Origin of the sequence: Butyricicoccus sp. Marseille-Q5471 (assembly GCF_951230135.1) — a bacterium.
In the GTDB taxonomy this organism is placed as follows: domain Bacteria; phylum Bacillota; class Clostridia; order Oscillospirales; family Butyricicoccaceae; genus Agathobaculum.
This window is the reverse complement of record NZ_CATNVC010000002.1, coordinates 1-12,110: the sequence shown is the minus strand read 5'-3', so window position 1 is coordinate 12,110 and position 12,110 is coordinate 1. Positions and strand designations below refer to the sequence as shown.

At 50.2% G+C, this 12,110-nt stretch carries 16 protein-coding genes and 1 pseudogene; all 17 read left to right on the top strand.

Annotation, left to right across the window (positions count from 1 at the left end):
- Nucleotides 1–15: 15 nt before the first annotated feature.
- Entirely contained in the window at nucleotides 16–576 is a 561-nt protein-coding gene (locus QOX26_RS02575; RefSeq protein ID WP_283673327.1) for a YodL domain-containing protein, read from the top strand.
- Nucleotides 577–637: 61 nt separating this feature from the next.
- The gene (locus tag QOX26_RS02570) at nucleotides 638–973 is read left to right on the top strand and encodes a SpoVG family protein (protein WP_283673326.1); all 336 of its coding nucleotides are present in this window, start codon (nucleotides 638–640) and stop codon (nucleotides 971–973) included.
- Nucleotides 966–1,361, top strand: a complete 396-nt coding sequence (locus QOX26_RS02565) for a SpoVG family protein (protein ID WP_283673325.1) — start codon at nucleotides 966–968, stop codon at nucleotides 1,359–1,361. Before QOX26_RS02570 ends, QOX26_RS02565 begins: the two co-directional genes overlap by 8 nt.
- A gap of 63 nt (nucleotides 1,362–1,424) precedes the next feature.
- Nucleotides 1,425–1,655 (top strand): DUF6133 family protein, encoded by a 231-nt coding sequence (locus QOX26_RS02560; protein WP_024345959.1) that lies wholly within the window; start codon nucleotides 1,425–1,427, stop codon nucleotides 1,653–1,655.
- Complete coding sequence (locus tag QOX26_RS02555; protein ID WP_283673324.1) at nucleotides 1,645–2,070, top strand: prepilin peptidase; 426 nt, start codon at nucleotides 1,645–1,647, stop codon at nucleotides 2,068–2,070. Before QOX26_RS02560 ends, QOX26_RS02555 begins: the two co-directional genes overlap by 11 nt.
- A 155-nt stretch (nucleotides 2,071–2,225) precedes the next feature.
- Nucleotides 2,226–3,053 (top strand): Flp pilus assembly protein CpaB, encoded by an 828-nt coding sequence (gene cpaB / locus QOX26_RS02550; RefSeq protein WP_283673323.1) that lies wholly within the window; start codon nucleotides 2,226–2,228, stop codon nucleotides 3,051–3,053.
- Between the two features lies 1 nt (nucleotide 3,054).
- Nucleotides 3,055–3,867, top strand: a complete 813-nt coding sequence (locus QOX26_RS02545) for a MinD/ParA family ATP-binding protein (RefSeq protein ID WP_283673322.1) — start codon at nucleotides 3,055–3,057, stop codon at nucleotides 3,865–3,867.
- Between the two features lie 50 nt (nucleotides 3,868–3,917).
- Complete coding sequence (locus tag QOX26_RS02540) at nucleotides 3,918–5,291, top strand: ATPase, T2SS/T4P/T4SS family (RefSeq protein WP_283673321.1); 1,374 nt, start codon at nucleotides 3,918–3,920, stop codon at nucleotides 5,289–5,291.
- Entirely contained in the window at nucleotides 5,288–6,217 is a 930-nt protein-coding gene (locus QOX26_RS02535) for a type II secretion system F family protein (protein ID WP_283673320.1), read from the top strand. The genes QOX26_RS02540 and QOX26_RS02535 overlap by 4 nt, the downstream gene beginning before the upstream one ends.
- 8 nt (nucleotides 6,218–6,225) lie before the next feature.
- Entirely contained in the window at nucleotides 6,226–7,095 is an 870-nt protein-coding gene (locus QOX26_RS02530) for a secretion protein F (RefSeq protein WP_283673703.1), read from the top strand.
- 15 nt (nucleotides 7,096–7,110) lie between these two features.
- Nucleotides 7,111–7,770: a hypothetical protein gene (locus QOX26_RS02525; RefSeq protein ID WP_283673319.1), complete on the top strand. Its 660-nt coding sequence runs from the start codon at nucleotides 7,111–7,113 to the stop codon at nucleotides 7,768–7,770.
- The gene (locus QOX26_RS02520) at nucleotides 7,767–8,162 is read left to right on the top strand and encodes a DUF4320 family protein (protein WP_283673702.1); all 396 of its coding nucleotides are present in this window, start codon (nucleotides 7,767–7,769) and stop codon (nucleotides 8,160–8,162) included. The genes QOX26_RS02525 and QOX26_RS02520 overlap by 4 nt, the downstream gene beginning before the upstream one ends.
- Nucleotides 8,159–8,710 (top strand): hypothetical protein, encoded by a 552-nt coding sequence (locus tag QOX26_RS02515; protein WP_283673701.1) that lies wholly within the window; start codon nucleotides 8,159–8,161, stop codon nucleotides 8,708–8,710. Before QOX26_RS02520 ends, QOX26_RS02515 begins: the two co-directional genes overlap by 4 nt.
- A gap of 99 nt (nucleotides 8,711–8,809) precedes the next feature.
- Nucleotides 8,810–9,394, top strand: coding sequence for a DUF6550 family protein (locus QOX26_RS02510; protein WP_283673318.1), 585 nt, complete (start codon nucleotides 8,810–8,812; stop codon nucleotides 9,392–9,394).
- Between the two features lie 71 nt (nucleotides 9,395–9,465).
- Nucleotides 9,466–11,166, top strand: coding sequence for a hypothetical protein (locus QOX26_RS02505; RefSeq protein ID WP_283673317.1), 1,701 nt, complete (start codon nucleotides 9,466–9,468; stop codon nucleotides 11,164–11,166).
- A gap of 10 nt (nucleotides 11,167–11,176) precedes the next feature.
- A complete protein-coding gene (locus QOX26_RS02500; protein ID WP_283673316.1) occupies nucleotides 11,177–11,638 on the top strand; it encodes a hypothetical protein in 462 nt (153 codons plus the stop codon).
- Between the two features lie 93 nt (nucleotides 11,639–11,731).
- A pseudogene (locus tag QOX26_RS02495) lies at nucleotides 11,732–11,995 on the top strand (DUF3852 domain-containing protein); the annotation flags it as partial.
- Nucleotides 11,996–12,110 lie beyond the last annotated feature (115 nt).

Genomic DNA, 12,110 nt, shown 5'->3' with positions numbered 1-12,110 from the left:
AAAGGAGGGCTTTTCATGAGTAACATTCAGATTAAAAATAACCTCATTCTGTACTACGGAAACACGGCAGGCTATCTCTCCGGGGAAAATGCTGTGGTTGATCCTATGTTCCAAACCGACGAACTGAAATCCTATCTCACAGAAAAAAAGGGACTGGAAGTGGAATGGAGCCCTGGCACCTTCGAGCGTCTGGCGGCGGGAACCCTTGATCCGGAGGGCAACGCTGCACTGCTAAGGCGCTGCCGTGTGTGGCAGATTGCACCTGAAACGGATGTGATGATGAAATTCATCAGCTATGACGACTTTACAAGACGCTTCGGAGAACCGGACCCCGCCAGCTATCAAGTGGTGTACGACGGCGAGGTGGACACCAATGATCTGGAAGCACTCTATACCAAATTTAATGTCGACCACCCACCCGGCTATGAAGGGCACAGTCTGTCTATGTCAGATGTGCTGGAGCTGTATGATAAAAGCGGCAGCACCTTTCATTACTGTGATACCTTTGGTTTCAAGGAAATCTCATTTCAAGCGCCGGAGCAGGAACAAATTGAAGGGCCGCAAATGAATCTGTAGCCATAAACCACACAGCCATAGGGCTGTTTTTTTATTGCCTGAAAATGAAGGAGGAAAACACATGAACCAGCAATTAACATCCATCAGAATCGATGCCCGTATCAATACGATTCACTTGAATGGCAGAGTAAGAGCCTTTGCATCCATTACGCTGGCAGACTGCTTTGTTGTCCGGGGCGTGAAGGTCATCGAAACACCCACCGGTCTGTTTGCCGCTATGCCCAGCCGCAGAAGTACCTCCGGCGAGTACCGGGACACCTGCTTTCCTATCGTAAAAGAGCTTCGGGAGCAGATCAACGAAGTGGTACTGGAAGCATACCGACAGGCACTCTTGCAGGCCGGGGAGCAGACACTGCAAGTAGAAGAATCTGAAGAAGGAGGATTCCCCCATGAGTAAAACACAAACTGCACCGAAAGCCGTACCAACCGCCGCTGAACAGCCGCTCCCTATGAAGATCGATGTAAAAATCGGCTCCATTCGTCCGGATGGAAATGTCAGAGCGTATGCATCGGTCAACCTAAACGACTGCTTTGCTATCCGCAACGTTAAAATCGTGGACAGCACCAAGGGGCTGTTTATTGCCATGCCCAGCTATAAGGCGGGCAATGGCGAGTACAAGGATATCTGCTTCCCGGTCACCAAGGAGTTCCGCGAGCAGCTGAATCAAGCGGTTGTTGATGCCTACCAGCAGGCACTGACACAGAGTCAGACCCAGGGCAGACAGCTGATGGAACAGGCTTCCCAGCCGGAACAGCAGCCCGGTATGCAGATGGCAGGGCTGTAGTCTTGCCATGTCACCCATACACCAATATTAAAAACCAAATCAAATAAAATGGAGGTCATCTCAATGAAAAAATTCGTATCCAAGGTAAGCAATAAGCTCACCACAAAGGCGCTGGAAGCACAGGCTTTGCTCCGCAGAAAGGACGGGGAAAATTTCGTCGACACGGCAATTAAGATCCTTATGGCTGTTGTCATTGGGGCTCTGGTGCTGGCCGGACTGTATGCCCTGTTCGGGGAGACCGTCTTACCTACATTAAAACAGCGTATCGTTGATATGTTCAATTATGGTGGCTGATCCGTGGCTCCTGCTGCAGGGCGGCTTTTTTATTGTCCTGCTGACTGCGGTATCCGCTTGGGATATCCGCAAACGGATCGTCCCCGACCTGCTGTGCCTATGCATCGTCCTGACCGCTCTGCTTGATTTTACGCCGGAAAAACTGCTTGGACTGATTCCCAGCCTCGTCCTGCTCAGTGCCGCCCTGTTCTGGGGCGGCATGGGCGGCGGGGATATCAAGCTCATGGCGGCTTCCGGTCTGGTGCTGGGCTTTTACAACGGAATGACAGCGTTAGTGGCAGGACTTATCCTGCTTCTTCTGTTTCATACGCTGTGTTTTATCATCCAAAAACTGCGGGGGAGGACTGTGCCAAGGGCATACCCCCTCGCGCCTTTTCTATCCATTGGCTGTCTTGCAGCCTATTTTTTATTTTGAAGGAGGACTATCCCATGAAAAAAACATTAGTTACTGTCGCTTGTGTTGCCGTTCCGGTTGCTGCAGTTGCAGCACTGCTTATCCGCAGATTCCGAAACCGCCGCTTTTTTTAATTCTAATCCGAATGTTAATAGAAAGAAGGAGGAATTGACTCTATGAGTTTTCTAAAAAACCGCACGATGCTGGGGGTACTCTGCATCGTGCTTTCGTTACTCATCTGCTTTGCGCTTACTCCGCTGTTTAACCAAAGCGTATCGCAGAAAACAAGTATTGTCCGGGTGGTAAAGGAGATCAAAGCCGGCGACCAGATCACAAAGGATACTGTGCAGACAGTGGAGGTGGGCGGATATAACCTGCCGGAGAACTTACTGCGCCAGCCTGATTCGGTGATTGGCAAATATGCCGAAGCGGACCTGTTTCCCGGAGATTATATCCTTACTGATAAGCTCTCAGACGTTCCAGCTGCTGAAAATGCATATCTGTACAGCTTAAATGGAGATAAACAGGCCATTTCGGTCAGCATCAAAAACTTTGCCCAGGGGCTTTCCGGCAAGCTCATCTCAGGCGATATTGTCTCGGTCATTGCACCGGACTATAAAAAGCAGGGAGCCACAGTCATCCCCCCGGAACTGACCTATGTAGAGGTGATCGGCGTCACGGCCAGCACTGGGTATGACACAGACACTGGAGAGATTTCTGAAGAGGAAGAGGAAAAGGAGCTTCCCTCTACTGTGACATTGCTGGTATCGCCCGAACAAGCAAAAATTCTTGCAGCGCTGGAAGCGGATGGAAAGCTTCACCTTTCACTTGTTTTCAGGGGTTCCAAGGAAAATGCCGTTCAGTTTACTAAGCTGCAGGATGAGGTTATCGCCAAGCTGTATCCCGTACCCGCAGTATCGGACGATACTCAGACAGCACAGCCTTCCGGCACAGAACCATCTGCTGAAACGGAGATGCCTGCCACAGAAGCAGGAGGTGAATAACATGCTGAACTTTATGAAGGGAAGCCTGTTCTCCCGAGAGAAAAAGGAAGCCCTGCCGGAGGAACCGGAACAGGATGTGCAGGTGCTGGCAGTATGGGGCAGCCCCGGCAGCGGAAAGACCACCGTCAGTGTGCGTCTTGCCAAATACCTTGCCGAACAAAAAAAGAATGTGGCGCTTTTGTTGTGTGATATGACCGCCCCCATGCTTCCCTGCATCTGCCCGCCCGGTGACTTGGAATGCGAACGCTCTCTTGGCAGTATCCTTGCCGCCACCCATGTAAGCAATCTGCTCATTGAACAGAACTGCGTGACCCATAAGAAAATCGGCAACCTGACCATGATCGGTATGCTCAAGGGAGAAAATGTGTTTACCTATCCGCCCTACAGCCAGGAGCTGGCGGCAGAACTGATCGACCACCTGCGAGACATCGCGCCTTACATCATCATCGACTGTGGCAGCTATATTGCTCACGACATTCTGTCAGCGGTTTCCCTGCTGGAGGCCGACTCCGTTCTTCGCCTGGTAAACTGCGACTTAAAATCCATCAGCTACCTATCCAGCCAATTGCCCCTGCTGAAGGATCAGAAATGGGATGCGGATAAGCAGTATAAGGTGGCATCCAATGTACGCTCCAATCAGGCAGGAGAGCATATTGAACAGGTGCTGGGCAATGTGGTGTTTCAGCTCCCGCATTCCGATGAGCTGGAAAATCTGGCTCTGTGCGGAAATCTATTTGGGGAGCTGAGCCTCAAGGATAGCCGGGGGTTTCGCAAGGAGATTGAAAAAATAGCAAAGGAGGTGTTTGGCGTATGAGCCGAAAGAAGCCTGGAAATGTAGACCGGAAGACGGTGTCTGCTCCGGTTATGAAAATAGATAAGACACGAACTGCGGCAGGCTCTCAGAGTCTGTTTTTTTCATCCTCAAATACCCGTGAATTTGGTTCCGTCCTCCGGGAGGTTCAGGCCCATATTTCCTCCCATTATGCGGGACTCATTACGGATGGCAGCAACGGTGAGCGAAAAGAGCAAATCAAACGGTATATTGCCAAGTACCTCCAGGATAACCGGGTAGCAGTAGCGGGAATGACCGAGGCACAGCTCACTGACGCACTTTATACCGAAATGGCCGAGTTTTCTTTTCTGACCAAGTACATCTTTGGGGAGGGCATTGAGGAAATTGACGTAAACGCCTGGGACGATGTGGAGGTCCAATATAGCAACGGCATCACCAAGAAGCTTACGGAACACTTTGAAAGTCCCGAACACGCAATCAATGTGGTGCGCCGCATGCTGCATGTCTCCGGCATGGTGTTAGATAATGCCAGCCCTACTGCACTTGGGCATTTAAGCAAGAATATCCGTATTGCGGTTCTAAAGTCTCCAGTGGTGGATGAAGATGTTGGCGTAGCCGCCTCTATCCGTATTGTAAACCCGCAGTCCATGCAAAAGGATGACTTTACCGGAGGCGGCACAGCCACCGAGCCGATGCTGGACTTTTTATCGGAATGCCTGCGATACGGCGTGTCCACCTGCGTGGCAGGAGCCACCAGCTCCGGCAAGACCACGCTGGCAGGATGGCTTCTGACCACTATCCCGGATGGAAAGCGCATCTTTACCATTGAAAACGGCTCCCGCGAGCTTGCATTGGTAAGGCGCAGGGATGGGCAAGTCGTAAACAGCGTCATCCACACCCTGACCCGCGACAGTGAAAATGAACGGCAGCGGATTACGCAGACCAGTCTTCTGGATATGTCTCTGCGCTTTAACCCGGATTATGTAGTGGTGGGAGAAATGCGAAGCGCCGAGGCAAACGCAGCCCAGGAAGCAGCCCGAACCGGTATCACGGTATTGACCACAATTCACTCTAACAGCTGTGAGGCCACATGGCGCAGAATGGTATCCCTGTGCAAGCGCGCGGTGGATATGTCTGATGAAACCCTCATGGCCTATGTGACAGAAGCCTATCCCCTTGTGGTGTTCTGCAAGCAGCTTGAGAATAAGGCTCGCCGCATCATGGAAATCATGGAGTGCGAGATCCTGCCGGACGGCACAAGAAACTTCCGTCCGCTGTTCCAGTACCACATCACCGAAAACCGTATGGATAACGGAAAATTCATTATTGCTGGACACCATGAGATCGTACAGGGCATCTCAGGGAGCCTGCAGAGAAGGCTGCTGGAGAACGGCATGCCGCAAAGTACCTTGAAGCGCATTCTTGCGATGGGAGGTGCCGCATGACAGGAATCCTTTTAACTGCCTGCATCGGTTTGATTGCAGGTGCTTTTCTCATCCTCGGCCTTTCTCCTCTGGAATTTACAGATGGTCTGTTCGGGTTTCTGACCCGAAAGGATCAAAGCATCCGCGCGCAGATCAACGAAAGCACGAACCGGAAAAAGGCCCGTTTTCTGCGCAGGGAGATCATTGAAGTGCAGGAGATCTTAAAGCTTACTGGTCGTGCAAGCCGCTTTTCGATGGTGTGCGCGGTGTCGCTGTTACTTTTCGCGGCAGGGGCGGCCTTTGCTATTCTGCTAAACAATGTGTTTCTGGTGCCGGTGCTGGCGGCGGGGCTGATGTTCCTGCCCTTTTGGTACATCCGACTGACAGCAACTCATTACAAAAAAGCAGTGGCGGCTGAGCTGGAAACCGCGCTTTCCATTATCACCACATCTTACTTAAGAAATGAGGACATCCTCACCGCCGTGGAGGAAAGCGTACAGTACTTAAATCCGCCGGTAAAAAACGTGTTTACAGAATTTCTGGCACAAACCCAGCTCATTGACCCGGATGTGGAAGCTGCACTCCATGCCATGAAGCCAAAGATTCAGAACGATGTGTTCCACGAATGGGTGGATGCCATCAGCTCCTGCCGCTATGACAGAAGCCTAAAAACCACCCTGACGCCCATTGTATCAAAGCTCAGCGATATGCGGATTGTCAATGCGGAGCTGGAGTATCTGGTATCTGAGCCACGCAAGGAATTCATCATCATGGCGATGCTGGTGGTGGGCAATATCCCCATTATGTATATGCTGAACAGGGACTGGTATCATACGCTGATGCACTCCATGGTGGGACAGATTATTCTGGCAATTTGCGCTGCCGCTATCTTTATTTCTGCGGCATTTGTGATACGGCTGACCAAGCCTATTGAGTACAGGAGGTGACCGGGATGATGACACAGTTATTTTTTACCGGAATCCTTATTGCCGCGGGGTTATTTCTGATATTGGCAGATGTACTAAAGCTTCCCGCCATGGGAGCCGGAAAGGCCATGCTGGGTGCCGGCAAGGAAAATAAGAAAGCTGCTAAAACAGTGGAAGCGTGGTTAATGACAGGTGCGGTAAAGCTCTCGAAATACATCCGGATGGATGAGTACAAGCGAAGCCGGATGGCAAATATCCTGAAGGCTTCCGGCATTTCCATGACACCGGAGGTGTATACGGCCTATGCCATTACCAAATCCGGAGCCATAGCATTTGGTGCGCTGCCGTGCCTATTCCTGCTTCCGCTGCTGGCTCCGGTACTGTTGATTCTGGCAGTGCTGACCTATTTTCAGGAAACGAAACGTGCTGACGAGCAGCTTCGGGAAAAACGAGAACAGGTAGAAGGTGAGCTCCCCCGATTTGTGGCAACCATTGAGCAGACCCTAAAGGCCAGCCGGGATGTGCTGGGGATGATTGAAACCTACAAGAAGAATGCCGGACCTGCCTTTGCCCATGAACTGGATGTGCTAACAGCCGACATGCGCTCCTCCAGCTATGAAGCGGCGATGACCCGGTTTGAGTCAAGACTTAATTCGCCCATGCTTTCTGATGTGGTCAGAGGTCTCATTGGCGTACTGCGCGGCGATGACAGCGCTGTGTATTTTCAGATGCTGGCGCATGATTTTAAAGCGCTGGAGCTTCAGAGACTCAAGGGGCAGGCACAGAAGATCCCGCCGAAGATTCGGATATTCTCCTTTATTATGCTAATGTGCTTTCTTTTTACCTATCTCGCCATCATCGCCTTGGAGATTATAAATTCTCTTGGAACAATGTTTTAGATTGGAGGTGTAACTTTGGAAGACAAATATCAATCCCTGCTGTTTGACCGCCTGCAGGAGAATTACAATGCATTTACCGCAGAATGGGCAGCACTTGCACCGGAGGAACTGATTGAAAAAGCAGAGGAAATCTATGCGGTTCAGATGACAAAAAAACACCTCATGAGCTGTGTGGATGAGCAGCAGGCCGCATGGCTGCTGCGTTATGAAAATCCGCTGGAAATCATGCGTGACAGATGGATTGAAGAGAACGGCATGGGGATGGTGCATGATGAAGATTTCTCCCATGCGCTATGGGTGGTAATGGACAGCCAGGATACAGAAAAACTCTATGCGTTGTCAAAAGTCGCAGAACCGTCCACAAACCGGGATCGCCCTGTAACTGTTCGGGAGTTCATTGAAAAGCACCAAGGCGTTGCCTATGATATGATGACGCCAGGCGGATATGTGTATCTGACACCGGAAAAGGCACAACTTCTGCAGGATGGGCAGAGCACGAAGGGGCATCCGGGAAGCCCAGAGTATGCAGTGGAAATTCCTGCAGAAGAGCTGCTGGAACAGGAGGTTGTAAATGCCCGTTTCAGTGATGGTGCATGGCATCTGCTCAGTGATTACATTCATGAAATGGATATAGAGCAGGAGCAGACTCCCATGGAGGGGGTGACCCTGTGCTGAAGAAAATTCTGAAAAACAGGCGCGGTGAAGGTTATATTGACGTAGCCGTGCTGGTGTTGTGCGTGATGCTGGTCATCGCGGTGGCAGTCAGCGTCCTGCCTGTATTCGTTACAAAGAATAAGCTGGACACCTATGCCGCCGAGCTGTGCCGGGAAGCGGAAATCGCCGGATGTGTGGGAAGTGAAACAAACTTACGAGCGCAGGTATTGACCGAAAAGACCGGGCTTAATCCCAATATCTCATGGTCGAAAAGCGGAAAAATCCAGCTAAATCAGGATGTTACTGTGACAGTGACCGTGCAGACAGACCTTGGATTATTCGGCGGATTCGGGAGCTTTCCGGTTACGCTCAAAGCACAGGCCAGCGGGAAAAGCGAGGTGTATTGGAAGTGACAAATGGAAAAAAATATGCTATTCTAAAAGATAACAAAGGAACCTCGTTTCCCTTAATTATTGCAGTAGCCTTGGTGCTGCTGATGGTGCTGTGCGGAGCCGCCGAGTATATCCGACTTGCGATTATTGCCCAGGGCGTCCGGGACGCGGTTCAATCCGCTGTCATTTTCACCGTGAATGACAGCTATGACGATGTATATCACGGTGTCCGGGAAGGTTATGCCGGAGCGTATACACCATCTGCAGACGAATTTGAGGAAAGCCTTGACTACGGCGACATCTATGGGTATCTGGACGAGCTGTTGGGGCTGCGCTACGAAGGCGGATATCATGTGAAATATGCCGGAGATGGCTTGGAATTCAAACTCTCACGACTATCTGTAAACTTAGAAAATATGCCGCTGGCACCGGGCAGCCCAAACAACAGCCGTGGATTTCTGGCTGATGCAGTGATTCGATTGGAGGTTCCGGTACGGTTTGGGGGCAAACTGCTCCCACCGATGGTGATTAACCTCAAAACGCAGGCGAAATATATGCCTTTATTTTAGCTGTTTTCGGATTATCCATAGACTTCCGAAAACTTATGTAGTATGGTGTGTCATTGAAAAACATACCATCAACCATTCACGAAAAGGAGGTCATCCTACATGAAACTGACAGAAAAAACAAAACGCAGACTTACAGTTGCAGGACTCGGTGTTGTGGGCATCGCCCTTGTAATAGCAATTGCCTCACAGTTTAAAACAGAGGTTCCCAACGAACCGGAGATACTGCCAACGCAGGCGGTGTCCAGTGAGGTCACCCCTAGCGCAGATATTCCTGACCCTTCCACGCTGCCTTCGGAAACGCCGAAGATCAGCGTACCATCAATTGATCCGACAGAAACACCAGCTGTGACGGAGGGTGCGGATACCGGAAAATCCACTGGTACCGAGCAGAGCATCCAGGCAGAGCCTACGAAGCCACCTGCTCCTACAGAAGCACCTAAACCAAAGCCGGAAGCTTCCAAAGAAGAACAATCTGCCGCTAATCCAAGCAAGCCTCCTGAGAATAAGACGGAGGGCACGGTAAAGACAACGCCGCAGGAACCGGCAGGCGGAGAAAAGAAAGATGGGAAAATATATGTGCCGGGCTTTGGATGGATTGAAGATGAAGGTGGCGGTGTTAAACAGGAGACTGTGGGTAATGAGGGCGATGAGCTGACAGGAAATAAAGTGGGGCAGATGGATTAGCCCACAAAAAAGAATATAGCATAAAAAGCACCGATTATTCGGTGCTTTTTACTGTTTCAGGGAGGTATCATATGAAACGACATCTCAGTATTTTGCTTATACTGGTGCTGCTAGTTTCTGCGTTTTTGCCGAACACCGCCCATGCCGAAGGAGATGGAAACATTGATCATGGAGGTGGCGGCATGGGCAGCGGTACCAGCGAAAACTATTGGAATTCTGGCAATGAGGGTGTTAGAATTACCGTTGTTCGTGAAAGCGATAGAGCTACTGTAACAACCCCTATAGATTTCTCAAACAAAACCCCATCGGTCTCTGTGCATTTTGGAAAAGTCTCGAAAATTGCATATACCAACGGGCATGGGGTTTCGCCAACCACATCAACGTACACTTGCTTAAAACCAGCTCTTTCCATGCCTCGAATAATAAGTTCAGGCAGTGGGCAGGCAAGCATTGTACAAATTAAAAGTTATTTTACAGATGAACTTGTTATCCGATATATCGCTCAAGTTACCGGTATGAACTATGATGTATTAATTAACGGCGAATACAAGCTTCTACTGGAACCTATTGCCTATATTACATTTCAGGGTGTAAAAATGGCAATGACAGCCACCGAAGCAGCGCTTTACGATCAGAAGCTAGGTGGTGGACTGCGAAGCAAGATGGTTTCGCTTAGCCACAAAAACCTGCCCTTAGCAATGTTTTTAGAGGTATCGGATCTCGGTTATCCCGCATGGTCAGGCTCAAGAACATCAGCGGCTTCTAATGTTGATATCATTTCATCCCTGGGAATTGGTGTTGTCAGGTTTAAGGAAAAACCTAACAAACCACCCGAAGTGACTGCATGGGATTATGAGTACCGCGTTAATACCGATGTCATCACCGCAGTCACTGTTCGCGGTGGACAGTCCGATCCTGACCATCCGGTAACAGTCCGATTCAACATAGGTGGCAGAACTTATACCGTCAGTGGCGTGTACTACCCAGATGGAGATAGCCAACTGGTATGGGTACGCTGGAGGACACCCTCCACACCACAGACAATGACCATTGATGTGTCGGTATCGGGTAGTGGCTCCGCCAGCAAGGGTACCATTACAGCTAAAATCGTTGACCTATCCGGGAATGATCCGCCTAATCCTGTGGCAGATGACCGGAACGACGGCTATACCAAACCGTCCGTGACGAGCAAGGAACAGAAGACCTCGGCCTCTTGGGGTGTCTGGCGCCCGTGGTGGCATGAATATTGGGTTTGGCACAGCGGTGATGAAGATGAGGATGGATGGTGGGAAGACGAAGGATGGTGGGAGTTCGATTGGGACGCTTATCATGCCAGTCTTTCTGCAACCATGCGCATCACGCCAGATGCAAAGATACCGACTGCCTCGGGAAAAACCATGGGAAGTGGTTACGGCATCAATCAAAGCACCACTGCTAATGTCAGTACCAATCAATCTTCTGCGGTGACCGATGCGCAGAATGCCGTTACCTATTTTCCAGAATTTCAATATCAGACGTACTGGCGGCTTTTAGAGCGTACCCAATCCGGCTATAGCTCCAAGTTTGAATTTGCTGCCAACAAGTATTCTACCTACAAACGCAGAACCCACTTCACTCCCGTGTGGATGCCAAACGGAAGCTACACTCCCTACACATGGCTGATAGATTGCTGGACGCCTTCGGGAATGCTTTCTATGAATCTGACCGACTCAGTAAACATCCAGGGAAGCGTTTGGGATGACTGGCACATTGCGCCTGTCAAACCGGATTGAGAGGTACAATATGGCATATGAACGCATTGAAAAACCGGAGGGCAGCCTATATCATTACACCAAAAAGGAACGGCTGGACAGCATTTTGCAGGACGGCAGAATACGCCGGTTTGGTGACCGGGAATGCTGGTTCTGCACTTCTCTTGAGGATACTCTGTCATTGATGGAAAGAACGGTCATGCAGGAAGGTAATCCGTATTATGATGTAAACGGTATACTCCAACGGTATCCAGCCTTTGTGCCGGAGGAATATGTGATTCTTAGACTCACACCCCGATACCAGAATGGTGAATGGGTCCGCTGGAATCAGGAGATACCCCACGGCAGTCCTCCCGAGCTGCTGGCGGCGGCAAAGGAATTCAGCAGGTTAAAGGTCGGTTTCCGTAGTGACTTTAAATTTCAGGCAAATCCGGAGGTGATAGAGGTTTCTCCTATGTTGGAGCAAAATCAGCAGCCCCGGCTTTCTATGTAGCAAACAACAGCAGAAAAACAACATGGCTGTGGAGTGAAGAACTTCACAGCCTTTTTTTCTGCCCCAAAACCAATAATGAAAGGTGGTAACCCTATGAAAATGAAACGAATCCTGTCTATGCTCTGTGTCATGCTGCTGATTATCGGACTGTTCGGTACGACAGCGTATGCGGCAGGTTCCGGCGATGTGGCGGGAGCGATTGAAGGAACATGGAACGATGCCTCCGGGCAAATCAAGACCGTGGTGAACAAGGTCGTTTTTCCTGCAATTGACCTGATTCTGGCGGTCTTTTTCTTTGCTAAACTTGCGATGGCGTACTTTGATTACCGTAAGCACGGGCAATTTGAGTGGGGTGCGACACGTTCCTAACTGAAAAGGTTAGGCACTAAATAATGAACGTGTAAATGTTCAGTTTAGGAGAACTGATATTCCGACAGGTGGAATGAGGGGGTAACGCCCTGAAATGCCTGCC

What these genes read in the sequence shown, in the direction of transcription:
- QOX26_RS02500 (WP_283673316.1), top strand. Translation starts at nt 11,177, where the DNA reads ATGGCATATGAACGCATTGAAAAACCGGAGGGCAGCCTATATCATTAC.
- QOX26_RS02540 (WP_283673321.1), top strand. Translation starts at nt 3,918, where the DNA reads ATGAAAATAGATAAGACACGAACTGCGGCAGGCTCTCAGAGTCTGTTT.
- QOX26_RS02570 (WP_283673326.1), top strand. Translation starts at nt 638, where the DNA reads ATGAACCAGCAATTAACATCCATCAGAATCGATGCCCGTATCAATACG.
- cpaB (WP_283673323.1), top strand. Translation starts at nt 2,226, where the DNA reads ATGAGTTTTCTAAAAAACCGCACGATGCTGGGGGTACTCTGCATCGTG.
- QOX26_RS02575 (WP_283673327.1), top strand. Translation starts at nt 16, where the DNA reads ATGAGTAACATTCAGATTAAAAATAACCTCATTCTGTACTACGGAAAC.
- QOX26_RS02565 (WP_283673325.1), top strand. Translation starts at nt 966, where the DNA reads ATGAGTAAAACACAAACTGCACCGAAAGCCGTACCAACCGCCGCTGAA.
- QOX26_RS02535 (WP_283673320.1), top strand. Translation starts at nt 5,288, where the DNA reads ATGACAGGAATCCTTTTAACTGCCTGCATCGGTTTGATTGCAGGTGCT.
- QOX26_RS02510 (WP_283673318.1), top strand. Translation starts at nt 8,810, where the DNA reads ATGAAACTGACAGAAAAAACAAAACGCAGACTTACAGTTGCAGGACTC.
- QOX26_RS02505 (WP_283673317.1), top strand. Translation starts at nt 9,466, where the DNA reads ATGAAACGACATCTCAGTATTTTGCTTATACTGGTGCTGCTAGTTTCT.
- QOX26_RS02560 (WP_024345959.1), top strand. Translation starts at nt 1,425, where the DNA reads ATGAAAAAATTCGTATCCAAGGTAAGCAATAAGCTCACCACAAAGGCG.
- QOX26_RS02545 (WP_283673322.1), top strand. Translation starts at nt 3,055, where the DNA reads ATGCTGAACTTTATGAAGGGAAGCCTGTTCTCCCGAGAGAAAAAGGAA.
- QOX26_RS02530 (WP_283673703.1), top strand. Translation starts at nt 6,226, where the DNA reads ATGACACAGTTATTTTTTACCGGAATCCTTATTGCCGCGGGGTTATTT.
- QOX26_RS02555 (WP_283673324.1), top strand. Translation starts at nt 1,645, where the DNA reads ATGGTGGCTGATCCGTGGCTCCTGCTGCAGGGCGGCTTTTTTATTGTC.